Source organism: Caballeronia sp. TF1N1 (assembly GCF_022878925.1).
In the GTDB taxonomy this organism is placed as follows: Bacteria; Pseudomonadota; Gammaproteobacteria; order Burkholderiales; family Burkholderiaceae; genus Caballeronia.
Genome location: NZ_CP084627.1, coordinates 1,439,344 through 1,462,831, shown reverse-complemented (window position 1 = coordinate 1,462,831; position 23,488 = coordinate 1,439,344). Strand labels below are relative to the sequence as shown.

General features: G+C 61.3%; 23 protein-coding genes. 12 read left to right on the top strand and 11 right to left on the bottom strand.

Annotated elements, in window-relative coordinates; genetic code table 11:
• Positions 1-275: 275 nt before the first annotated feature.
• Positions 276-878 (bottom strand): helix-turn-helix domain-containing protein, encoded by a 603-nt coding sequence (locus tag LDZ28_RS20870; RefSeq protein ID WP_244828989.1) that lies wholly within the window; start codon positions 876-878, stop codon positions 276-278.
• A 158-nt stretch (positions 879-1,036) separates the two neighbouring features.
• On the opposite strand from LDZ28_RS20870, the gene LDZ28_RS20865 reads away from it, so the two are divergent.
• Both LDZ28_RS20865 and tdh read left to right on the top strand, forming a co-directional pair.
• Positions 1,037-2,239 (top strand): glycine C-acetyltransferase, encoded by a 1,203-nt coding sequence (locus tag LDZ28_RS20865; RefSeq protein ID WP_244828988.1) that lies wholly within the window; start codon positions 1,037-1,039, stop codon positions 2,237-2,239.
• 115 nt (positions 2,240-2,354) lie between these two features.
• Complete coding sequence (tdh, locus tag LDZ28_RS20860) at positions 2,355-3,386, top strand: L-threonine 3-dehydrogenase (RefSeq protein WP_244828987.1); 1,032 nt, start codon at positions 2,355-2,357, stop codon at positions 3,384-3,386.
• Positions 3,387-3,397: 11 nt separating this feature from the next.
• Here tdh and LDZ28_RS20855 read toward each other — a convergent pair whose 3' ends face one another.
• Entirely contained in the window at positions 3,398-4,030 is a 633-nt protein-coding gene (locus LDZ28_RS20855) for a YceI family protein (protein ID WP_244828986.1), read from the bottom strand.
• A 151-nt stretch (positions 4,031-4,181) separates the two neighbouring features.
• On the opposite strand from LDZ28_RS20855, the gene LDZ28_RS20850 reads away from it, so the two are divergent.
• On the top strand, positions 4,182-4,700 hold the full coding sequence (locus tag LDZ28_RS20850) for a hypothetical protein (protein ID WP_244828985.1): 519 nt from the start codon (positions 4,182-4,184) through the stop codon (positions 4,698-4,700).
• A 35-nt stretch (positions 4,701-4,735) separates the two neighbouring features.
• On the opposite strand, the gene LDZ28_RS20845 is transcribed toward LDZ28_RS20850, so the two are convergent.
• Positions 4,736-4,972 carry a DUF1272 domain-containing protein gene (locus tag LDZ28_RS20845; protein WP_244829738.1) on the bottom strand — a complete coding sequence of 79 codons (237 nt, stop codon included), beginning with the start codon at positions 4,970-4,972 and terminating at the stop codon, positions 4,736-4,738.
• Positions 4,973-5,130: 158 nt separating this feature from the next.
• On the opposite strand from LDZ28_RS20845, the gene LDZ28_RS20840 reads away from it, so the two are divergent.
• Together LDZ28_RS20840 and LDZ28_RS20835 are read left to right on the top strand one after the other, a co-directional pair.
• Positions 5,131-6,360, top strand: coding sequence for a multidrug effflux MFS transporter (locus LDZ28_RS20840; RefSeq protein ID WP_244828984.1), 1,230 nt, complete (start codon positions 5,131-5,133; stop codon positions 6,358-6,360).
• Between the two features lie 101 nt (positions 6,361-6,461).
• Positions 6,462-7,055: a nitroreductase family protein gene (locus LDZ28_RS20835; protein ID WP_244828983.1), complete on the top strand. Its 594-nt coding sequence runs from the start codon at positions 6,462-6,464 to the stop codon at positions 7,053-7,055.
• A gap of 91 nt (positions 7,056-7,146) precedes the next feature.
• Here LDZ28_RS20835 and LDZ28_RS20830 read toward each other — a convergent pair whose 3' ends face one another.
• Positions 7,147-7,785 carry an NADPH-dependent FMN reductase gene (locus LDZ28_RS20830; protein ID WP_244828982.1) on the bottom strand — a complete coding sequence of 213 codons (639 nt, stop codon included), beginning with the start codon at positions 7,783-7,785 and terminating at the stop codon, positions 7,147-7,149.
• A 260-nt stretch (positions 7,786-8,045) separates the two neighbouring features.
• On the opposite strand from LDZ28_RS20830, the gene LDZ28_RS20825 reads away from it, so the two are divergent.
• The 6 genes from LDZ28_RS20825 (at position 8,046) to LDZ28_RS20800 (ending at position 14,267) form a co-directional block, all read left to right on the top strand.
• Complete coding sequence (locus LDZ28_RS20825; RefSeq protein ID WP_244828981.1) at positions 8,046-9,062, top strand: ABC transporter substrate-binding protein; 1,017 nt, start codon at positions 8,046-8,048, stop codon at positions 9,060-9,062.
• 45 nt (positions 9,063-9,107) lie between these two features.
• On the top strand, positions 9,108-10,055 hold the full coding sequence (locus tag LDZ28_RS20820; RefSeq protein WP_244828980.1) for a TauD/TfdA family dioxygenase: 948 nt from the start codon (positions 9,108-9,110) through the stop codon (positions 10,053-10,055).
• A gap of 11 nt (positions 10,056-10,066) precedes the next feature.
• Positions 10,067-11,437: an LLM class flavin-dependent oxidoreductase gene (locus LDZ28_RS20815; RefSeq protein ID WP_244828979.1), complete on the top strand. Its 1,371-nt coding sequence runs from the start codon at positions 10,067-10,069 to the stop codon at positions 11,435-11,437.
• A 126-nt stretch (positions 11,438-11,563) separates the two neighbouring features.
• Positions 11,564-12,472 (top strand): ABC transporter permease, encoded by a 909-nt coding sequence (locus LDZ28_RS20810; protein WP_244828978.1) that lies wholly within the window; start codon positions 11,564-11,566, stop codon positions 12,470-12,472.
• Positions 12,459-13,238, top strand: a complete 780-nt coding sequence (locus tag LDZ28_RS20805) for an ABC transporter ATP-binding protein (RefSeq protein ID WP_244828977.1) — start codon at positions 12,459-12,461, stop codon at positions 13,236-13,238. Before LDZ28_RS20810 ends, LDZ28_RS20805 begins: the two co-directional genes overlap by 14 nt.
• Before the next feature lie 30 nt (positions 13,239-13,268).
• Positions 13,269-14,267 (top strand): ABC transporter substrate-binding protein, encoded by a 999-nt coding sequence (locus LDZ28_RS20800; RefSeq protein WP_244828976.1) that lies wholly within the window; start codon positions 13,269-13,271, stop codon positions 14,265-14,267.
• A gap of 37 nt (positions 14,268-14,304) precedes the next feature.
• Here the strand turns inward: LDZ28_RS20800 and LDZ28_RS20795 are convergent, their stop codons facing one another.
• The 6 genes from LDZ28_RS20795 to LDZ28_RS20770 form a co-directional block, all read right to left on the bottom strand.
• Complete coding sequence (locus tag LDZ28_RS20795; protein ID WP_244828975.1) at positions 14,305-15,543, bottom strand: SfnB family sulfur acquisition oxidoreductase; 1,239 nt, start codon at positions 15,541-15,543, stop codon at positions 14,305-14,307.
• Between the two features lie 32 nt (positions 15,544-15,575).
• Positions 15,576-16,907 (bottom strand): LLM class flavin-dependent oxidoreductase, encoded by a 1,332-nt coding sequence (locus LDZ28_RS20790; RefSeq protein WP_244828974.1) that lies wholly within the window; start codon positions 16,905-16,907, stop codon positions 15,576-15,578.
• On the bottom strand, positions 16,904-18,115 hold the full coding sequence (locus LDZ28_RS20785) for an LLM class flavin-dependent oxidoreductase (RefSeq protein WP_244828973.1): 1,212 nt from the start codon (positions 18,113-18,115) through the stop codon (positions 16,904-16,906). The genes LDZ28_RS20790 and LDZ28_RS20785 overlap by 4 nt, the downstream gene beginning before the upstream one ends.
• Entirely contained in the window at positions 18,112-19,773 is a 1,662-nt protein-coding gene (locus tag LDZ28_RS20780; protein WP_244828972.1) for a rhodanese-like domain-containing protein, read from the bottom strand. The genes LDZ28_RS20785 and LDZ28_RS20780 overlap by 4 nt, the downstream gene beginning before the upstream one ends.
• A 67-nt stretch (positions 19,774-19,840) precedes the next feature.
• Positions 19,841-20,578: an SDR family NAD(P)-dependent oxidoreductase gene (locus LDZ28_RS20775; RefSeq protein WP_244828971.1), complete on the bottom strand. Its 738-nt coding sequence runs from the start codon at positions 20,576-20,578 to the stop codon at positions 19,841-19,843.
• A 291-nt stretch (positions 20,579-20,869) separates the two neighbouring features.
• Positions 20,870-21,457, bottom strand: coding sequence for a glutathione binding-like protein (locus tag LDZ28_RS20770; protein WP_244828970.1), 588 nt, complete (start codon positions 21,455-21,457; stop codon positions 20,870-20,872).
• 155 nt (positions 21,458-21,612) lie between these two features.
• Between LDZ28_RS20770 and LDZ28_RS20765 the strand changes: the two genes are divergently transcribed.
• A complete protein-coding gene (locus LDZ28_RS20765; RefSeq protein ID WP_244828969.1) occupies positions 21,613-22,749 on the top strand; it encodes a GGDEF domain-containing protein in 1,137 nt (378 codons plus the stop codon).
• 5 nt (positions 22,750-22,754) lie between these two features.
• Here the strand turns inward: LDZ28_RS20765 and LDZ28_RS20760 are convergent, their stop codons facing one another.
• Positions 22,755-23,465: a GntR family transcriptional regulator gene (locus LDZ28_RS20760; RefSeq protein ID WP_244828968.1), complete on the bottom strand. Its 711-nt coding sequence runs from the start codon at positions 23,463-23,465 to the stop codon at positions 22,755-22,757.
• Between the last annotated feature and the right edge of the window lie 23 nt (positions 23,466-23,488).

Sequence of the window (23,488 nt, the reverse complement as noted above, 5' to 3'; positions counted from 1 at the left end):
TACTGTATAAATATACAGTACTTGCCGCCATGAAAGTAGGGTCTCGCCAGTCGCCTTGCGTGTATGTGCGGTTTCGCTTATGGGCGGTTGAGTCCTTCGTGGGAGTGCGCGGCGACTAACGAAAGGAGGCCGCGCGACGCAGACGGATGCTACGTCTTCCCAGGACACGCCAGAAATTTATGCGCATAAAGAAGTGCCATGCCACCGTTGCTGTGCGCTGGAGGAAGAGGCGGAGCACCTGCTCGCGGAAAACCGCAGACTCGCGAGTCAGGCCATTACCCATGTATAACCACGAGCAAAGCCTTTGCTTCTCCTCGCCCTACATTCCTAATGACATGACCATCGTCGGCAGCATAACGTGCGGTTTCCCCTGCCTTCAGTCGCTTCGCAGCACCTGATGCTTCGATTTCGATTGCGCCATTTAACACGGTCAAATGCTCCCGCGTGCCTGGCTCATGCGCGTCTGAGATGAGCGCCGCACCCGCGTGCAACGTGAGCTCGTACCATTCGAATTTCCCAGCCAACTCAATTGGTCCCCACACGCGAAGCTGATAGTCGCCGTTATCACCATTCAATGTCGGAATCTCATGCGGACCTGCAACGCGTATTACGTCACCGGCCTTTTGCTGCGCGAATAGCTGATCGAGGCTAATACCCAGTGCGTTTGTTAGCCGCCACGCTACGGCAATCGTGGGATTGGCCTTGTCCCGCTCGATCTCCGATAGCATCGATTTCGAAACGCCAGCGGCGCGGGATAAGTCATCGAGCGTCAATTTCCTTTCATTGCGTAGACGCTGAATCTGCTCGCCAACGCGTGGTGGCGCAGTTCCGCTGGCTGAGGAATCACCGGCCTTGCCGCTTGTGACAGAACTTGTCATGAACGCTGCATTCCTTTAGAGTGTTCAATATATTGGAAATTTGTTCGAAATACCGAACCTGTCCAATGCAATGAATGAACTATAACAGGGCTAAAGGTGTGGCCGAGCTTGACTGGTCTGCATCTACTTTCGAACAGCCGGATACTGGAAAGATGCCGATGAAAGACCGATACCTCTCCCATTTGCAAACTACGCTTAACGAGATTCGCGCCGCCGGGTTTTACAAAAGCGAGCGGGTCATCGCTAGCTCGCAGTCCTCGGAGATCCGCCTTGCCAACGGGAGCACCGTCCTCAATTTTTGCGCGAACAATTATCTCGGTCTTGCGAACGACGCTCGCTTGGTCGAAGCCGCAAAAGCCGGACTTGAAGAAGATGGTTTTGGCATGGCATCCGTTCGCTTTATTTGCGGAACACAAACGGTACACAAAGCGCTGGAACAACAAGTCGCGAAGTTCCTCCACTCCGACGACGCCATTCTCTACTCAAGCTGTTTTGATGCAAACGGCGGGCTCTTCGAGACGTTGCTGACCGAGGACGATGCAATCATCAGCGATGAGTTGAACCACGCGAGCATCATCGATGGAGTGCGTCTTTCCAAGGCAAAACGCTTGCGCTACAAGAATAACGATCTTGCAGACCTCGAAGCGCGCTTGAAGGAAGCCGATGCAGCCGGCGCCCGCTTCAAATTGATCGCAACTGACGGCGTGTTCTCGATGGACGGCATCATCGCCAATCTCGCTGGCATCTGCGATCTGGCTGAACGCTACGGCGCGCTGGTGATGGTCGACGACTCGCATGCCGTTGGATTCATCGGGGAGAACGGACGCGGGACGCCCGAGTATTGCGGCGTGCTCGATCGAATCGACATCATCACGGGTACGCTCGGCAAGGCACTTGGTGGTGCGTCAGGCGGATACGTGGCTGCGCATCAGGAGATTATCGACTTGTTGCGGCAGCGCAGCCGGCCGTATCTGTTCTCGAACACGCTTGCGCCGAGCATTGCGGCTGCGTCGCTGAAAGTGCTTGAGTTGCTGGATAGCGATGAAGGCGCCGCGCTCCGGCGACGCGTCCGCGAAAACGGCGCGCGGTTTCGGCAAGCGATGACCGCTTTAGGTTTCGATCTAGTGCCCGGCGAGCATCCGATCATTCCCGTCATGCTTGGCGATGCACAACTCGCTTCGAAGATGGCCGACGCGCTTCTCGACGAAGGCGTTTATGTGATCGGATTTTCATACCCTGTCGTGCCCAAGGGCCGCGCGCGCATCCGCACGCAGATGAGCGCCGCCCACACCGCCGAACACATCGACCGCGCAGTCGATGCATTCGCGCGCGTGGGCCGCTCGCTTGGTGTGATCCGTTAGGACTCACGCCTCGCAGGGTCCTTTATGCGCATAAAGTCAGGACACGTCACGCGACCTTTAGATGCACGGCGCGGTCACAGGCAGCGCCGCGACACAACCGCCCGGAACACCAACAATGAAAGCACTCGCCAAACTCGAACGCGCCCCCGGTCTTACCTTGACTCACGTCAAGCGGCCGGAAGTCGGACATAACGATGTCCTCATCCGCATCCGTAAGACTGCAATCTGCGGTACGGATATCCACATCTGGAAGTGGGATGACTGGGCGCAGAAGACGATACCGGTGCCGATGCACGTCGGCCATGAATATGTCGGTGAGATCGTCGAGATGGGACAGCAAGTCCGCGGCTTTGCCATCGGCGATCGCGTTTCCGGCGAAGGTCACATCACATGCGGATTCTGCCGCAATTGCCGCGCAGGTCGCCGTCACTTGTGTCGCAACACCGTTGGCGTCGGCGTGAATCGCGAAGGCGCGTTTGCCGAATACCTCGTGATCCCTGCCTTCAACGCGTTCAAGATTCCGCCCGATATTTCCGACGACCTCGCCGCGATCTTCGACCCCTTCGGCAATGCGACGCACACTGCCCTTTCGTTCAATCTTGTCGGCGAAGACGTGCTGATTACCGGCGCCGGACCCATCGGTGTAATGGCCGCCGCTATTGCACGGCACGTCGGAGCGCGCAATGTCGTCATTACGGACGTCAACGAATATCGTCTCGAACTCGCCCGCAAGATGGGTGCAACGCGAGCGGTCAACGTTTCCAATGAAAATTTGCGCGATGTCATGCAAGAACTCGGCATGACCGAGGGGTTTGACGTCGGCCTGGAAATGTCCGGCGTACCGAGCGCTTTCACCGCCATGCTGGAAGCGATGAACCACGGCGGCAAAGTGGCTCTGCTCGGCATTCCACCCGCGCAAACTGCGATCGACTGGAATCAGGTTATCTTCAAAGGTCTGGAGATCAAAGGCATTTACGGGCGCGAAATGTTCGAGACTTGGTACAAGATGGTCGCGATGCTGCAAAGTGGTCTGGATCTTTCGCCGATCCTCACGCACACATTCCCCGTCGACGACTACCAGCGCGCGTTCGACACCATGCTTTCGGGCAACAGCGGCAAGGTCGTGCTCGACTGGACCGCGGCGTAAGTGTCAGCGCTTCACTGCTTTACTTTTGCGAACTCGGCCTGAATGGCGACGTGAACATCGTCGCCGACTGCCGGATACCACGTCGTCAGTCCGAACTGCGCGCGGCTGAAATGACCGTTGGCCGAGAAGCCTAACGTTTCCAGCTTGGTCAGTGGATCGACCGAATGCCCGTTGAACGTGACATCGAGAGTGACTGGTCGTGTCGTTCCGCGAATCGTGAGATTGCCTGCCAGTGTGCCCTTGTCGTTGCCCGTACGCGTGAAGCCGGTGCTGACGAATTCGATGTTCGGATAATGCGCGACATCGAACATGTCGGGACCCTTTACCATCCGGTCGAGCAACGGCACATTCGTATTGACGCTCGCGGCGTCGATAGTCACATGCACCGTGCTCTCCGTCATGCCATCCGCGCTCCAGTCGAGTTGTCCGGCCGTCTTGTCGAAACGCATGACAAAGCGCGAATAATGAAGATGATCGACGTCGAAGCTCACATTCCAGTGATGCGCATCCAACTGATAGATCCCGGGCGGCACGCTCGATTCATTCGCGGACACACTGTGCGTGACGACGGCAAGCGGCGTGCATCCACTCGTTGCGATCAACGCGAATAGCGCGACGCATTGCAAGCTTTTCCAAACTTTCATCGATCTGTATCTCCTCGACGCGCGAAAAACGAGTTTCCTCCGAAACAGAAAAGTGCGCATTCGTCACGTGCGTGTCAGTTCATCACACGAAAACGGCACGATCAGGTAGAGTTCGCGACGACCTTCATCTCGAAAATAAGACGCCTAAATCATGCGCTCATGGCCACTCTGTTTCCGATTCGCTCGCGCCGCGTGTGCGGCGGTGCTCGCTGCCATCACGGTATCTTGGACGCCGTCGGCGCACGCCGCGCTGTGCTCTGACGGCGTTTGGATCGATGCGATGATCGGCTCGCATCACGTTCATCCCGATAAGCACTTCGAGCAGTTCAATCCCGGCATTGGCGTGGAATGCTGGGTCTCGCCGCAATGGGCAGTAACCGGCGGCTATTTCCGTAACTCGCTCTCAAAGCCTTCGTTTTACGGCGGCGGCGTATGGGCGCCCGAGTTCCTTCACTGGGGCTTCGTGCGGCTCGCAGCCATGGGTGGCTTGATCTCCGGTTATGACTACGGCCGCTGGGGTATTGGCCACAATCACACGCTTGGCCCCGTGGCCGCGCCGCTCATCATGGTGGACTATAAGCGCGTGGGCGCGAACATCATCCTCATTCCGCCCATTCCTTCGAGCGACTTGCCGTTCACGCTCGGCTTTCAGATCAAGGTCAAGTTTTGACTGTCAAACTCGATTTTATACGGCATCCGAACTAATCAACGGCACGCTGGATTAAAGACTCGTTTCGTTGATGCCGGGTTCTTCTCCAGTTTCTCCGCCGGTCGTCGCGGACGCTTCACCAGTTCACCGCCGCAGTTCGGACACGTGCCCTTTAGCACTTGCTCGGTACAGTCGCTGCAAAATGTGCATTCGAACGAGCAGATGAATGCCTCCGATGAAGCGGGCGACAAGTCCTTGTCGCAACATTCGCAACCGGGCCGTAATTCAAGCATTTTTTGCTCCTTTCTCCTCAGTGCTGCATTCATGGTCTCGAACGTGAGATCGTACCCAATCCCCGCACGAGCAGTGGACATTTACGCCAAATCCCGCTCATGCAGGCACAATACGTTGCGATGCCATCGCACATCGCCACCCGCTTCCCGACGCCTCCATGCCATCCGACATTCCCAGCCGCACCAGTACCGTCGCGCGCGTATCGAATTCGCCGCGCTATCTGTTGTTTCTCGTATGCCTGTTCGCTTCGGCAGGGCAGCTCGCAATCGACATCTATGTTCCCGCGCTGCCCGCGATGGCGCGTTTCTTCGATACCTCGCCGCAAGCGATCCAGTCGAGCGTATCCAGTTACATGGCCGCTTATGCGCTAGGCCAACTCGTTTTTGGTCCGATAGCGGACGCATACGGCCGCAAGCCGGTGCTGGCCTTCGGACTCGTCGTCTATACGGTCGGCTGTCTGCTGTCACTCGTCGCGCCGAGCCTCGAAACATTCCTGTTGGCGCGCTGTCTGCAGGGCTTCGGCATTGCGGCCACCAATCTGCTCGCCAAGGCGATCATCACCGATTCATTCAAAGGCCAGGCGCTGCTGCACGCATTCACCTACATGTCGATTGCTTGGGGACTCGCGCCGATCATTGCGCCCGTGATCGGTGCGCACTTGCAGGAGTGGTTCGGCTGGAAGGCCTGTCTCGTGTTTCTGCTCGTGTATTCGATCGTCATGTGGGTGCTCGTGTGGCGTTATCGCGAGACATTACCCAAGCCTGTTCGACTCGAATTGCGTACGCTCGTCGCGAACACGGGCAAGGTCTTGTCGAGCCCGGTTTTTCAGAGCTGCTTTCTTGCGCAAGGACTGTGCTACAGCATTCTGCTCGTGTTCAACATCGTCGGGCCTTTCATGGTGCAGAACACGTTGCATAAGCCGCCGACTTACTTCGGTTACCTCGCGCTTGGCATCGGCTTGATGTACTTTCTCGGCGGCCTGTCCAACCGTATTCATAGCCTGCGTCTGCCGACAGCAGAACAACGGCTCAAGTATGGATCGCGGATCATGGCGGGCGCATCCATCGTGATGCTATTGCTTTCGTTGACGATAGGTCTGCAAGTGTGGACGCTTGCGCTACCGGTCCTCGTAATGGGCTTCTGCGCAGGCGCCATGTATCCGACATTGATGGCCAAGGGCAACTCGCTGTTTCCCCACATTGCTGGATTGACGAGCGCGATACTCGGTTGCGCATTGCTGCTCGTATCGGCGGTGATGATGGGACTCGCGGGCTTCGTATCGGTCCATATCCTGGCGCCGCTTGCAGCGTTCTTCGTGTTGCTTGGACTTACCGTCGTGTGGATGGTGACGAAGCTGCTCGCGCATCTTGAACAGATGAACGCCTGAAGCGACTTGTCCATGCCGCGCGCATCGGCGACACTTGATGCATTCCCTTGACTGCCAAGCTTCGCATATGAAGCATGGTCATATCCATCGAAGATAAACGCATGACACATCGTCCCGCTCCAACCGATATCGACATTCATCCGCTGCTTGCAGGGCGCTGGAGTCCGCGCGCGTATGCACAGCAGCCCGTAGCGCATGAACAGGTAGTCGCTGTTCTGGAAGCCGCACGCTGGGCGCCGTCCGCTTATAACGTTCAACCGTGGCGTTTCGTGGTGTTCGAGAAGGGGCAAGACGCAGCGGCGTTTGAGCGCGCATTCGCCACGCTCGTGCCGTTCAATCAGTCGTGGAACGCGCATGCGCAGGTGCTCATCGCCGTCCTTGCCGACACGCTCACGGCCAAAGGCACCATCAATCCAAGCGCGAGTTACGACGCGGGCGCCGCGGGTCTTGCCGTATTGTTGCAGGCGCATGCGCTCGGCCTCGCCGCCCATGCGATGGGCGGCTTCGATGCAGCGAAATTGCGCGATACCTTCGCCATTCCCGAGCGCTATCAGGCTTTGAGCATGATCTCCATCGCGCATCATGGCGAGGCAGAGGCGTTGCCCGCAGCGCTTGCCGAACGTGAGCAGGCGCCACGTGCACGCCTTGCGCTGGACGAGATCGCCAAGTTCGGTGGATGGCCCGAATCGGCTTAGTGATAGTGATAGTGATCGCTAACAAGCCGTAGCGCCCATGAAAAAGCCTTCGCCACTCATGGCGAAGGCTTTTTCGTTAAAGCGAGGTAGTTTAATTCTGCGCGACGGCCACGCGTCGTTCGACATCGTGATAAGCGTCGCTATCGTGTGCGGCGAATGCGAGCGCAAAGCTCGATGCTTGACGGCCCACGGTGCGCAGCTGCTCGACGACCTTCGGGTCGGAGCACGTATCGGCGGTTTCGAAACGCGTTTCAAGCGTGTTGACGGTCGCACCGAAAGGCGTCGGCCAGCCGCGCAACGCGTGCACGATCGAACGCAGCGACGTCAGCACGGTGCCTGCTGCCTGCCACCCGTAAGCGGTCACGATGCTGCCGACTGCGCGCCCATCCAGATAAGGGCGTTCGTCCTCACGCAGCTCTTCCAGCGTATCCAGCGCGTTCTTGACCAGCCCCGAGATGCCGCCGTGATAGCCCGGCGTCGCGATGATCACTGCGTCGGCGATACGCACCGCCTCGATGAGTTCGTGCTGCTCGTCGGTCAGATTGCGATGCTCAGGCGCGTAGTGCGGCAGGCTATGCAGGAACGCGCCGCCGAACAACTGCACGCGCGCGCCGGATTCCTGTGCGCCGCGCAGCGAAAAAGCCAGCGCACGCTCGGTCGACGATGCCGGCCGCGTCGTTCCGCCAATACCGACAACCAGCGGCTGACGCGATGAGGTGTTTCGAGTCAAGGTGAACGCTCCATGAAAGGTAAAGCAGCGCGCGCGTTCGTTTTACGGCGAGCCGACAGACTAAACATGATAGCCAGCGAACGTGCGTATCGGAACGCATGATTTGCGCTAAGGATATTCAGTAAGCATGTGCAAGTGCCGTGCCGCGCACCTTATCTCGCACGGAGATAACCGTATGGCGTTTTCTTGGTTCGCGCGTGACGAGACGGCTTGTACATTTCATCGTCTTGGCGCGACGAATCCACGGCAAAAATCCCCGCATGACGATCAAAGGCTTAAGCAATCGCAGCATGGCCGCGCTCGCGCTGATCGCATCGATCGCGCTTCCCTTCGAATGCGCGCATGCTGAAGGCGAAGTGAAAGTCGCCGATCAATACGGCATCGGCTCGCTGCTGCTGAAGGTCGTGAAGGACCAGAAGCTCATCGAGAAGGAAGGCGAGCGCGCCGGAATCAAGATCGACGTGGAATGGCACACGCTCTCCGGCGGCGCGGCCGTGAACGAAGCGCTGCTTTCGCGTGCGGCGGATATCGCCACGCTCGGCATCGGACCGCTCATGACGATCTGGGACCGCACGCAAGGTCACCAAAATTTCCGTGCAATCGCGGCGCAAAGCTCGGTTCCGGTCGTGCTCGTTTCGAACGACCCCCGCATTCGCAGCATCAAGGATATCGGCGAGAAGGACCGCATCGCGGTGGTTTCCGTCGCGGTCTCGCAGCAGGGCAGGCTGTTGCAGATGGCATCGGCCAAGGCATACGGCGATGCGAACTACGCGCAACTCGACCGCTTCGAAGTGAACATGCCGCATGCCGATGCAACCACCGCGATGCTCTCGGGCAACTCGGTCATCAACCTGCATTTCTCGAACGCGCCGTATCAGTATCAGGAACTCGACGATCCAAAGATCCACAAGGTCATCAGCTCGACCGACATTCTCGGCGGTCCATCGACGGGCAGCGTGGTCGTGACATCGGAGAAATGGCGCAAGGACAATCCGAAGACCTATGCAGCCGTACGCGCCGCACTTGTCGATGCCGCAAAGCTCATTACGAGCGACAAGCAACAGGCCGCAGCCATCTATCTTCGTCAGGACGAGTCGAAACTCACGCCCGCTTTCGTCGCACGCATCCTCGGCGACAAAGACGTGAGCTTCACGACGACGCCGCAAAACACACTGCAATTAGGCGCTTTTCTTTATCGCGTAGGCGTGATTCATCATGAACCGAAGTCCTGGCGCGACTACTTTTTCGTGGACGACGCAAACGCGCAAGGCAGTTGACGCGAGCATCCGCGCCGGCATCAACATCAATCAGGAGACAGGCATATGAACGCAGCCGTCATCGAACACGCAGCGCGTGTCGAAGTGAAGCCGTTGTCCGCGCATATCGGTGCGGAGATCAGCGGTGTCGATCTTACGCGGCCCTTGCCGAAGGACGAGGTCAAGGCCATTCGCGACGCGCTTCTGAAGTGGCGCGTGGTGTTCTTTCGCGAGCAATTCCTGAGTCATGAACAGCATGTCGCGTTTTCCGCGCAGTTCGGCGAATTGACGGTGGGCCACCCCGTATTCGGTCACGTGGACGGGCATCCCGAGATTTATTCGATCTCCAAGTTCCGCAAGGCCACGCGCTTCGAAGGGCAGTCGGTATTGCGTCCGTGGACCGGTTGGCATACGGATGTCACCGCTGCCGTGAATCCACCGTATGCATCCATCTTGCGCGGCGTGACCATTCCGCCGTATGGCGGCGATACGCAATGGACCAACCTCGTGGCCGCGTACCAAAAGCTCTCGGCGCCGCTGCGCGCATTCGTCGATGGCCTGCGTGGCGTGCATCGCTTCGCGCCGCCGCAAGGCGCCGCCGGCACCGATGCTTTCGCGAAAGCGGTCGACCAGCACACGCTCGTGAGCGAGCATCCGCTCGTGCGTGTGCACCCTGAAACCGGCGAACGCGCGCTGTATGTAAGCCCGAGCTTTCTCAAGCACATCGCGGGTCTTGCGCCGCGCGAGAGTCAGGCGTTGCTCGAACTGCTGTGGGAACACGTGACGCGGCCGGAATTCACCGTGCGCTTCAAGTGGGAGCCGGGCAGCATCGCGTTCTGGGATAACCGCACGACCGCGCATCTCGCGCCGACCGATATCTTCGATCTAGATTTCGATCGACAGCTATATCGCACGACGCTTGTCGGCGATATTCCAGTGGGACCGGACGGTCAATCATCGGTGGCAATCGAAGGCTCGCCGGTGGGTGCCGCGGCCGCTGTCGCACTCAACTGATCGACGACGCCATGGCAAAACGAAGCGGACAACTGCGCCTGGGCGCGTTTCTTTATCCGACGGGACATCACATTGCCGCGTGGCGTCATCCGCATGCCGTCGCGGATGCCGGCGTCAACTTCAAGCATTACGCAGCGCTCGCGCAGGCAGCGGAAGCGGCGAGCTTCGATCTCGTCTTTCTCGCCGATGGCTCCGGCACGCGCGGCGACGATGCCGCGTTCCTGAGCCGCACCGCGCACAGCTATGTCGCGCAGTTCGAGCCGCTTACGCTGTTGTCCGCGCTCGCGGCCGTGACCGAGCGCATCGGGTTGGTCGGTACGGCATCGACATCGTTCAACGAGCCTTATCACATCGCGCGCAAGTTCGCGTCGCTGGATCACATCAGCGGCGGCCGCGCGGGCTGGAACCTCGTCACTTCGTCGAGCGAGCATGAAGCGCGCAACTTCAATCTCGATCAGCATCTCGCGCATGCACACCGTTACGAACGCGCGGAGGAATTCGCCGAAGTGGTGACGGGCCTGTGGGATAGCTGGGACGACGACGCCTTCGTGCGCGACAAAACATCGGGTCGGTATTTCGATCCCGACAAGCGGCACGTGCTCGACCATCGCGGCGAGTTTTTCAAGGTGCATGGTCCGCTGAACGTTTCGCGTGCGCCGCAGGGACATCCGGTCGTGGTGCAGGCGGGATCGTCCGAAGCGGGCAGGGCGCTTGCCGCGCGCACCGCCGAAGTGATCTTCACCGCGCAGCAGACGCTCGAAGATGCCGTTGCGTTCTATGCCGATGTAAAGGGACGCATGGCGCAATATGGACGTGATCCCGAATCGCTCAAGATCATGCCGGGCGTCATGCCCATAGTCGGACGCACGGAAGAAGAAGCACGCGAAAAGTTCGATGCACTGCAGGCATTGATCGATCCCGTGGTCGGCCTAGCGATGGTCTCGACGCTCACGGGCGGCTTCGATCTCTCGGGCTATCCGCTCGACGGACCCATTCCCGATTTGCCGGAAACGAATGCCAGCAAGAGCCGCCAGGGCTTGATGATCGACTTGGCGCGCCGCGAGAATCTGACCATACGTCAGCTCTATTTGCGCATTGCGGGCGCGCGCGGTCATTGGCAAATCGTCGGCACGCCGGTGCAGGTTGCGGATGCGCTGGAAGAGCGCTTTGTCAATTATGGGGCGGATGGTTTCAACGTCATGGCCGCGTTGCTGCCCGATTCGCTGAATGATTTCATTGAACTGGTGCTGCCTGAATTGCGCCGGCGCGGGCTCTTCCGACACGGCTATGAAGGGCGCACGTTGCGCGATCATCTTGGTCTCGAAAGACCGCGTTCTCGCTATGCGGTGACGCAAGAGGAAACCAGCACGGATCTCGTCTGAATGTGAGCCAGCGGCGCGCAAAACGATATTGCGCGATCCTTGGATAGCATCTGGCAAACCGTTGGTTTGCGTGGGGCAGACACGAACGTAGTATCGGGTGTTCTCTTTCTCACTCGAAGAATGCCCATGAATGCCCATCGCTTTTCCTCGGCGACACTCGAGCTCGATCCGGGCACGCCGCTCGAACAGCCCGCGCCACGCGCATCCGGCGCACAGACGCTGGTCGAACTGCCCACACGCGAACGTGCCCGCACCACGACACTGAACTGGAAGCTCATCCGCTCGCGCAGTTTGCGCGTGGGCGTGCCCATTGCGATTGTCGTGCTGTGGCAACTCGTGTCGTCGCTGCAACTCATCGCGCCCGAAACGCTGCCGCCGCCGACCGTCATTCTTGCTGCATTGAAGGAACTCGTCGCGGATGGCGAATTGCAGAGCGCTATCGGCGTATCGCTTGCGCGTGCGGCGACCGGCCTTGCCATTGGCGGCGGTATCGGCCTGATTGCGGGCTTGTTCGCGGGACTGTGGCGCGTAGGCGAAGAAGTCGTCGATGCGCCCTTGCAGATGCTGCGCACGATTCCATTCATCGCGCTCATTCCGCTCTTCATCACGTGGTTCGGTATCGGCGAGGGCGCGAAGATCGCGGTCATTCTCGCGGCGACCATCTTCCCGATGTACCTCAACACCTACGCGGGCGTGCGCGGTGTCGATCCCAAGCTGCTCGAAGCGGCCACCGTGTTCGGGCTATCGAGCCGGCAAGTAGCGTTGCGCATCATTCTGCCGACCGCGCTGCCTTCCATACTCGTCGGCTTGCGCTATGCGTCCGCCGTGGCGCTGCTTGCGCTCGTCGTCGCGGAGCAGATCAACGCGCAGAACGGCATTGGCTACATCCTCGTCAATGCGAACCAGAACCAGCGCGCGGACATCATCATCGCGGGCATTCTGGTTTATGCGGCGCTCGGCATTCTCACCGATCTCATCATGCGCGGTCTCGAACATGTCGCGCTTCCGTGGAGGCCGCGCTTTGAACTCGCCTGATATCGATGCCTTGAAGAACGCACGCGATCATCGTGAAATCGCACTCGAATTGCAAGGCGTGAGCCGTCGCTTCGGCGGACGTGCAGTACTCAAGGACGTATCGCTGAACATAAGGCGCGGCCAATTCGTATCGATGCTCGGCGCATCGGGCGCCGGCAAGACCACGCTACTGCGTATTCTCGCGGGCCTCGACAAGGCCGATGAAGGACGCGTGCGCGTGGCGAATGCGCGCTCCGTCGTGTTTCAGGAACCGCGTCTCGTGCCGGCGCGGCGCGTGTGGGAGAACGTCGTCATCGGCCATGACAGGTTGGGCGCCGCAAAAAACGACGCACTCGCCGCGCTCGACGAAGTGGGTCTTGCAAGTCACGCGGAAGGCTGGCCAAAGACGCTTTCGGGCGGCGAAGCGCAACGCGTTGCATTGGCCCGAGCGCTCGTGCGCGAGCCGCGTCTCTTGCTCCTCGATGAACCCTTCGCCGCACTCGATGCATTGACCCGCATCCGCATGTACGACCTCGTCGCACGCTTGTGGCGCGCGCATACGCCGGCGGTCGTGCTGGTGACGCATGACATCGACGAAGCCATTCTCTTGTCGGACCGCATTGTCGTGTTGTCGCAAGGCGAGATAAGCGCGGACTTCACCGTGGACTTTCCCCGGCCGCGTTCGCGTGCGGACGCCAACGCTATAGCACTCAGAACACAACTGCTGGAAGCGCTCGGCGTGACGACAGAAGAACCACAACGAGCCGCGACAGCAAGCGCGGCCTGACATTCCTTTCCTTAACCGACCACTCACTTCATGCGCATCAAGAAAAGCTTAACCGCACTCTTCGTTACGGGCTTCCTCGCTTTATCGACTTCGGCGTTCGCGGAAGAGCCGCTCACCATTCAGATCGGCACGCAGGATGCCGCGTGGCCATTGATCGTCGAGGCATCGCACGTGCTGGATGGCGCGCCGTACAAGGTCAAGTGGGCCGTGCTCACGGGACCCGCCGCGCAACTGTCCGCGCTCTATTCGAAAGTGCTCGACGTGGGTCTGATGGGCGATACCTCGCTCATCATCGAACAGGGGAATGCGCGTCAGATATGGACGCCGGAGACCGCGCCCTTGCAGATCATCGCGGGATGGCGCAACCCGGATAACGCGTATCCGCCTATCGTCACCGTGGTTCGAAAGGAAGCCAACGTGAAGACGCTCGCGGACCTGCGCGGCAAGACCTGGGGCTACAACTTCGGCGGCTTCAATTATCTGCAATACGTGCTGTCGTATGTGAAGGCCGATCTCAAGCCGAAGGACTTCCAAGCGGTCAAGTTCGGCGATGGCAACGTGTCGGCTTCCGCTTTCAACGCGGGACAGGTGTCGGTTTATTCGGGCGGCTTTGGTCCGGTGAAGGAAGCGGTCGACAAGGGCGATGCACGCGTGATCGTCAAGAGCGACGAACTGGATATTCCAGCGCTCTCGGTGTTCGCGGCCCGCACCGATGTCTTGCGCGATCCCGCGAAGAGCAAGGCCATCGGTGACTTCCTGGGACGTCTCAAGAGCTCGTGGACGTGGTGGGCGCAGAACGTGCCGGCCGTCGAGAAGATCTATGCGGAGAAAATGAAGCAGTCGCCGGCACGAGCGAAGTTCTCGGCGGAAAATGGACGCTCCGTGTTTTATCCGCTCGACAAGACGCTTGTCACGCGCGAGCAGAAGATTGCGGACACGCTCTACAAGTCCGGCGATATCAAGAACAACATCAAGGTGGATATCGAGTTCAATCCGGTATTCGATTCGCAAGCAGTCGCCGCGCGATGATGCCTGAAGCGGGCGTGCGAAAGGCACGCCCGCTTGTTCATTCCTTCACCGCCGTATAAGGATGCGCGTAGCTGAAGGGATCGCACAGCAAGTCGTTCAGCGCATACTGCCCCACCGCGTGATACTTCCATCGCACGCTGTCATGCAACGTATGCGTGCGCGCATTGCGCCAGTGGCGGTCGAGGTTATGCTCTTCGCGTGTCGATTGCGTGCCTGCAAGCTCGAAGAGTTTGTTCGATGCATCGAGCGCGAGGTGGGTCGTGAGAATCTTGGCTTCCGCCGTCGCGACGATGGCCGCGCTCACTTTGTCACGCGCTGAACCGGGCACACGCGCCGCTTCGATCAACACCGCTGCGCGCTCGGTCAACGCGCGCGCAGCGTGCAGGTCCACGGTCAGCGTGCCGATATCGCGCAACGTGAACGGATCGTCCGTGGCATGTGCGGCGCCACTTCCTCGTGCCGGATGCGCAAGCGTGCGCAAGAAGCGCTTCGTCTCATCGAGCGCGGCACGGCCGATACCCAAGTCGATCGCCGCATGAATCAGCTGCGAAACCGCGTTGCCCGTATCGATCTCGCCGCCTGGCTCGCGACGCACCACTTGCACCGCGTCCACTTCGACATTGTCGATATGCACCCGACCGCTTGCAGTCGTGCGTTGCCCGAAGCCCGACCAGTCGTCGATCACTTCGACGCCGCGCGCATGACGCGGCACGTAGACGAACACGGGCGAGCCATCGTCATCGCGCGCGGCGACGGGTATCCAGTGCGCGAAGAGCGCGCCTGTGGAATACACCTTTTTGCCCGATACGACGAGCCCGCGCGTCGTGCGCCGCACGCGTGTTTCATGCGAGCCCGGCAAGCGATCGCCGGGTTCGGCCGTCGCATTGCCGAGTCGCTCGCCTGCAAGCGCGCGTTCGAAGAAAAACGCCTGCTGCGAAGGCGTGCCGTCGTGCCGCAGGCGTTCCAGATTGGCGAAGTGATTCTGCGGAATCTGGCCGAGCGATGAATCGCCTGCCGAGATATATTCGAAGACCTGCGCGATGGTCCATACGGAAACATCCGCGCCGCCGAATGCCTTGGGAACCGAGATGCCCCACAGTCCCGATGCGCTGAACGCTTCGAGTTCTTTACGCGGCAAGCGCCGCTCGCGATCTCGCTCCGACGCTTCCTGCGCGAACGCATGTTCGAGACGTTGTGCCGTTTCCAGCGCTTCTGCATCGGTACGAATGCGATGCGCTTCTTGCGCGCGAGTCGGTTGATCCAGAGTAGAAGACATGAAACTCCCTTGGAGGCTCGGACGATAAAAGATCAGGCGGCCTCGCGCCTCTTTGCATACTGGCTGTCGGGACGCGGCAAACAATAATGTTCGCGCAAGGTCGTGCCTTCGTAATCGGTGCGGAAAATGCCTTTGCGCTGCAAGAGCGGCACGACGTGATCGACGAACGCCGCAAGGCCGCTCGGAAACACATCCGCGTTGAGATTGAAGCCATCCGCGCCACGCTCCTCGAACCACTGCGCGATGTCGTTGGCAATCTGCTCGGGCGTACCGACAATGATTCGATGCGCGCCCGGATTGCGATCGAGCAACTCGCGTACGGTCAGGTTTTCGGCCTTGGCAAGCGCAACCGTCGAGTCGATGAAGCCGCGCGGCAAGTCCGAGCGCACGACCTTTTCGATGCGCTCATAAGGCAGCGGCTTGTCGATATGCAGATCGTCCGGCGAGAGCCCGAGCGCGCCGGCCAGGCGCGCGACTTCCCGGTCGGTGTCGAGCAGCGCATCGAGTTCGGCTTTATGCGCGCGCGCTTCCTGTTCCGTTCCGCCAACCACCGGATACAAGCCCGGCAACAGCAGAAAGTGATCGGGGTTGCGCCCATGCCGCGCCACGCGTTCCTTCATCTCCTTGTAGAACGCCTGCGCGCTCGGCAGAGTGGTTTGCGCGGTGAAGACCGCATCGGCGAAACGGGCGGCAAGCGCGCGTCCGCCTTCGGACGATCCCGCCTGCACGAGCACGGGCCTTCCTTGCGGACTGCGCGGCACATTGAGCGGGCCGCGCACCGAAAAGTACTGACCGCGATGCTCGATGGCATGCACGCGCGACGGGTCCGCATAACGTCCCGTGGCCTGATCGGCGACGAGCGCGTCGTCTTCCCAGCTATCCCAGAGCTTCGTCACCACATCCACGAATTCTTGCGCGCGTGCATAGCGCTCTTCCGTGGAAAGCGGCGTGTTGAAGCTGAAATTCGCGGCGGCGGCTGCGTCGTAGGTCGTCACGGCATTGAACGCGACGCGCCCGCCGCTCAGGTGATCGACCGATGCGAAGCGCCGCGCGAGATTGAACGGATCGTTGAACGTGGTCGATGCCGTGCCGATGAGACCGACATGCTCGGTCGCGCCCGCGAGCGCGGTGAGGAGCACCGTGGGTTCGAACGATTGCTGCGGACCTTCGGCGTGATTGCGCAGGGCGAGCGCATCCGAGAGAAACACGGCGTCGAGCTTGCCGCGCTCCGCTGTCGTTGCAATCTCCCTAAAGAACTTGAAGTCGATGATCGCGCGCGGGTTGTCCAATGTGCGCCATCCTGCGGGATGCCGCCCGACGCCCGTGATGTTGGTGTTCAGATGCAATTGGCGATGTTTGGTCATGACGTCGTCCGAGGTAAGGAGTTCGCTGCGGGCACGGGCAGTCGCAAACCCGCATCGACGAGAAGCGGCAACACGGCCTCGCCGAAATACGCGAGGTCCGGTTCGAAGTCGAAGAAGGTGAGCTGCACGCCATCGCAACCGGCGCGCTTCAATGCAAGCAACTGATCGACGATCTGCTCGGGCGAGCCGATCAGATGCAGATTGCCGCCGAGAATGCGCTGCTCGCGCTTGTGATTCGCCCACGCCTTCGCGTCGCTGCGGCCGTGCTGGCCGACGAAGCCATCGAGCGCGCCTTCATCGGCGTGAGCGACGATGGCATCGCGATACTCGCGCGCCTCGCGTTCGGTCGGCCGGCACACGATGGTCGGATTGATGAGCGTGCGCACGTTGCGTTTCACCCGCGCGGCCTCTTCGCGAATGGTCGCGGTATGCGCGGGCAGGGCGCCGATGGCGTCGTTGAAATCGGCGCCTGCGGGGCTCGTGATGAAGATCAGGTCCGAGTGACGCACCGCGTACGCAATCCCCGCGGGCGACCCGGCCGCATTCACGAGCACCGGCCGATGAAAGCGCGGTCGCGGACTCACGAACGCGTCCTGCAACTGCCAGTGCGGAGAATCGATGTTCTGATTCGCATCGCTGCGCCACAACGAATCGAGCACGGCGACGAATTCGGCCGCGCGTTCATAGCGCGTGTCGTGCTCGATCATCGGCTGGCCGAACATCGCCCATTCGCTTTTGACGTGACCCGTCACCAGGTTGATGCCCCAGCGTCCGCCCGAGATATGGTCGAGCGTCGCGCCGAACTTGGCGAGATGCAGCGGATGCCACGGACCATAGAGCGCATGCACCGTCGAGATCAGCAAAATGCGCTCGGTGACGGCGGCAAGCGCGCTCGTCGCGATGAACGCATCGAGCGATTGCTCACGATACTTGAGCACGCCGCCATGCCCGTTCTTGCCAAGCCATTGCGCGAGGCCGAAGACCAGATCGAAGCCGAGCGCTTCCGCTGTCTTCGTGAGCCGCGCGTTGTAGTCGAAGCGCCAGTCGGTCGAGCGCGGCAAGGTCGAGATGGACCAGCCGCCGTTCTGAATCGGCAAGAAGAGGCCGAGCATCAACGGTTGCTGAAACGCGCCGTGAAGCGCGCTGCCGGGAATGTCGGCGGGACTCGTCGAACCGTCAAAGACAGGGCGTATCGTCGGTGAAGTCATGATGCCAGGCGTTCGCGGCTGCGCTTGTCCGTGGCCGTCTTGAAGTCCAGCACATCGATCGATGCAATCGCGTCGCGCTCCACCTGTTCGACCAGTTGCAGCTCCCACGCGAGGTACGCATTCATTTGCTCGGCCACGCGTTCCTTCTCGACGTGATACGGGCTATACCACGCGTCGTCGTCGCCAGTCAGGTTGTGCGCGTCGCCGGTTTCGAGCGGCAAGCCAATCGCGCTCCAGCGCGCCGTGCCGCCCACGAGCGCGGCGATCTCCGGCCAGCGCGGCGCGAGTTCGGCGGCGACGAGTCCGGCGAGCAAGCCATCTTCCGAAGTCAGCACGACGGGCGCATCGCGCTTGAAAACGCCCGAGCGCAGGTGGTCTTCCACTGCGCTTGCCGCCACGAAACGCGCGCCCGGCACATGGCCTTTGCGATACGCAATGCTCGCGTCGATATCGATCACTTGCGCGCGACCGGCATCGAGCGCGCCTTGCAGATGATCCGGCTCGATCCAGCGCGTGTGCGCGCCATGCGGACGCACGCGCAACGGCTCGGGACCGGCTTCGAGCGCGTCGTGGGTGAGGGCGGCGCTGGCGGCATCGTCGAGCACGCGGACATCGAGATAGCCGAGTTGCTTGAGCCACGACGCGGTCATGCGGGCGCGCACGCCATCGTCGTCGCGCAGTACCACGCGTGCATGCAGCGTGGCGATGTACTCGTCGGTCGCCTGCACGAGTTGCCCGCCCGGCGCCGAACGCCAGCCTGCCGGATGCCCCGCCGCGTATTCGAGCGGATCGCGCACATCGAAGCGATACAGCGTGCGCTCGCCGCTTTCGCGTTCGAGCGCCGCGAGCGTTTCGCCGTTGATCACGGGCACGTTCGCCTTGCGCGCGGCGGCCGCCGCGAGTTCGCGCGCGGTCGCGAGCGTCGCGCCTTCGGGACGCGGTGCGGTGCGAATCTCGCCGTGTTCGAGTTCGAGGCCCGAGAGCAGCCAAGCCATCGAGCCGCCCGTGAGTGCGGCGACCGGATTCGGCACGCCCGCATTGATGAGCGATTGCGCGCCGAGAATGCTGCGCGTGCGCCCGGCGCAATTGACGACGATCAGCGTGTCCGGCGAAGGCGCCGCCGCGAGCGCGCGATACACCAACTCCGCGCCCGCGCAGTCGATGCCGCCGGGAATATTGAAGTTGTTGAATTCGCCGAAGGGGCGCGAGTCGAGCACAACCAGATCGTCGCCCGCATCCTGACGCGCCTTAAGCGTTTCGGCGTCGATGTTGGGCGTATGCAGCCGATGCTCGATCAGTTCGCCGAACGCCTTGCCCGGCACGTTGGTGCCGCTGAAAATTTCGAAGCCGGCGCGCGCCCAGCCTTCCACGCCGCCATCCAAAATCGACACGTCCGTGTAGCCCCAGCGCGCCAGCAATGCGGCGGCGCGTTGCGCATAGCCGTCCTCGGCGCCTTCGGCATCGACGAGAACGACGGGCGTGCCGCGCCGTGGAGTGAGCCGATCGATCACGAGACCCAGGCGTCCGACCGGCGCGACCGACGAATAGAACAGGCGTTTTTTCGACGACACGCCTTCTTCGCGCACGTCGAGCACCGCGAGTTCATTGTGTTGAGCGATCAGGGTGCGCAATTGCGCGGGAGAAACGAAACGTGACATGAAGAAGGTCCTTGGATGGGTTTCGGTTGACGCGGCGAATCGGGCGCTATGCGTTACGCGTTACGAGTTACGCGTAGGGCGGCCCGCCGCCATCGACATAGAGACGCGAACCGGTGACGAAACGGGCATCGTCCGAAAGCAGATACGCGACCGCGGCCGCGACGTCTTCCGGCGTGCCGGGGCCTTCGAGCGCGGTCAGGCGCGTGGGCTCGTTCTGACTTTGCGCGCCGGCGAGCGCATCGAAGCGCGGCGAGCGGATCGGACCGGGCGCGACGGCATTTACGCGCACGCCTTGCGGACCGTAGCGGCGGCCGAGACCTTGCACGAGCAGATCGATCGCCGCGTTTACGCTCGAACCGGGGAAATGATTCGGCGGCGGCGCAATGCCGCCGCGTCCCGAGATCGCCACGATCGCGCCGCGCCCTTGCTTGATGAAGAACGGCAAGGCGGCGCGAATCGGGCGCACCGAGCCGAGCAGCTTGGCATCGATCACGCTTTGCCAGTCGTCGTCGGTGAGTTCGAGGAAGTCGCCGAAAGTGGAGACGTTGGTGCTGGTGACGAGGCCATCGAGGCGCCCAAAGCGCTCTTCGATCTGCGCGAACGCCGCCTTCACGCTTTTGTCATCGGTGACGTCGACCTTGAGCGGGACCACGTTCGGCGACGCTGCGAACAATCGCTCATCGATGCTGCGTGACGATGCGACGACCGTCGCGCCCGCATCGGCGAGCGTGCGCGCGGTGGCCGCGCCCAGCGCGCCGGAAGCGCCCGTCACCCAGACAACCTGGTCCTTGAATGTGCTGCTCATGGCTTACTCCGATGAATGGTTGGAAAGTACGCGGCGCGCGCGCCCACACAGCCGGTTGTCGAGGCGACCGGCCGAAGATTCGCGGAAAACGTCAGGGAACGAGGCGGGCAGGCGCCGGGGCAACGCGTTCATGCGCGCCGCCCCGGTGTGTTGGTGGCGATGGCGGAAAGGAGCATGGACGAAGTGTTTCGAAAGCGGAGTCGCCCATCTTCGCCTTGCTTGCGGTCATCGCAAACCGATCATTTCAACGATGCTTCTTACCTGATTTCGTATTTGGTTAGATGGTCAGGTTCAAAGCGAAATGCCTTCGTGTTCGAGCGCGAGCTTGACAGCGGGCCGCTCGCGCATGCGCTCGTAGAACGCTTTGAGCTTTGCCGGCACTTCGATGCTCATCTTGTTGGCCCATGTCAGCATCGTGAAAAGGTAAGCATCCGCGACGCTTGCGGATTCCCCGAAGAGATAGTCGCCCTTCATCATCTTGTCGATGAGCGTAAAACGCTGGCCGATCTTCTCGCGCGCCGCCGACGCTTCCGCATCCGATGTTGGGCGGAACACGCGGCCGAACTGCTTGTGGATTTCGGTCGAGATGAAGGCGAGCGTTTCGAGCAGACGCGTGCCGCCTTCATCGTCGGATGGTGCGAGCGCGGGCTTCTGACGCGCGACCCACGAGAGAATCGCGATGTTTTCGGTCAGACGGCGGCCATCGTCCAATTCGACTACCGGCACGTAGCTTTTCGGGTTGATCTCGTCGAATGGACGGCCGTCTTCAGTCAGCTTGGTCTTCAGATCGACCTTCACGCGTTCGAAATCGAGCCCTGCCTCGTGCATGGCAATGTGATCCGCGAGACTGCATGCGCCGGGTGCGTAATAAAGTTTCATCGTGTGCCCCTCCTTGGTTTCGTTGATTTGGCGTCTTGAAGGCGAGCAAGGGTTATGCCGCGCGCAAACGTCGCGCCGTGGCTCAAGTTTCACGATTTGGCTGCCGATATACCGGTGTCCTTCTCCCTCGCGCGCGCAGGCCGCGTCGCCCGGTCATGTTCCCCACACCCGACACCGAAACCCTACGTCTTTGCAGCGTGCTTTCGAGCAGCGCGTTCGGACTCGTCTTTGCGCTCGTGCGCTTCGAACCGCGCGCGGAACGCTACTTCGCGCACTGGTCGGCGAGCGCGTTTCTCTATGCGGCGGTTCTAGTCGGCTTCGAGTTCTGGGAAGACCGTTTATTCCTCGATGGCCTGCTGCTGGGCGGGCTGGCGGCGAGCAATATGCTGCTGATCACGGGGATGCGCGCGTTCGACGGCAAGCCGCCTTTTCGCTGGTGGATGCTCGCGCCCATCGCGGGCTCCGTGCTGGTCCACGTGCTTCCCACGTTGACGTTCGGCGCGCGGCCGGCCGTGTTCGCCTGGACGCGCGCGGGCGATACCATCGGCATCGCGATATCGGCGCTGATCGCGGGCGCCATGCTCGTGTTGGACGCGCGCCGCCTGAAGAGCCGGGGCGGGCGCATCGCCGGTCTTGCGATGCTCGGTTATCTGCCGGGTTACGCGATCACGCTCGCGGCATTGGCGTGGGGCGACTCGCGCGTGAATTTTCTCGCGGTCATTCCAATGCTTTCGGATCAACTGTTTCTGGCCGTGCTCAATCTTGGCCTGCTCGCGATTCCGGCGGAGCGCGCGCAGCAGCGTCTGCGCGACGCCGCGTTGCGCGATCCGCTGACGAGCGTATGGAATCGCGCGGGCTTTGAGCAACACGCGCGGCCGTTGATCGCACCGGGCGCAACCATCCTCGCCATCGACCTCGATCACTTCAAGCAGATCAACGACCGTCACGGCCATCTCGCGGGCGATAACGTGCTGATGGAACTGGCACGGCTGGCGGGCGCGGAAGTCGGCTCGCTCGGCGGCGAGTTCGGGCGGCTGGGCGGCGACGAGTTCATCGCGATCCTGCCGGAATGGCGCGCGCCTTATGCACAGGCGTGCGCCAACCAGATTCATCGCGCGTGCCGCTCGTTCACGGAAGGCATGCCGGAATGGACGATGAGCATCGGCGTCGCGCAGGTGAGCGAAGGCGAGCAAGGCTTTCAGGATGCGTTGCAACGCGCGGACAAGGCGCTGTATCGCGCGAAGGTCGCCGGACGCGACAAGCTGACCGCTATCGGCGACGCGTGCTGGTAGCGCGCTCATTCGTCCGCCAGAAAGGTCGGATGACGCGTGCGAATCTGATCGATCTGATGCAGCGTGCCGGACAGATGCTTGCGCAACGCGGCGTCGGCGGCTTCGGCGTCGCCATTCGCGATGGCATCGACGATTTCGGTGTGATCGCGCACCACGGCAAGCGTCTTGCCCTCGACGGGCAAATGCAGCCGCCGCAACCGGTCGATATGGCCGCTCAACCGGCGCACCAGATCCCACAACTGCGGCACGCCGGCGGCTTCGTACATCTGCCGGTGAAACGCCTGGTCTTGTAGCGAGAACTGCTCGTAGTTCTTGAGGTCGCGCAGCTCCATCTGCTTCTCGATGGTCGTGCGCAGCCGCTCCACCAACTCGGCATTGCGCGCGTTCGCCAGCGTGCGCACCACTTCCAGCTCGATCGAGCGGCGCAGGAAATGCGCTTGCAGCGCCGAAGTCACGCTGATGCGGCTAACCACGGTGGCGTGCTGCGGGAAGATATCGACGAGACCTTCCTCGCCCAGCTTCATCAACGCGTCACGCACGGGCGTTTGGGAGAGGCCATAACGCGCGGCGAGATCGGCGCGCGACAGCACCGTGCCCGGCGCGAGTTCGAGCGAAAGAATGCGCGCGCGCAACTGCTCGAACACTTGCGGCGCGGCGTGGCGCGACCGGTCGAGGCCTTGTCGGGTTGCCGCAGCCGGGGCGTCGATGAGTTTCATGGTGGACTGTTTGATTGCGATAT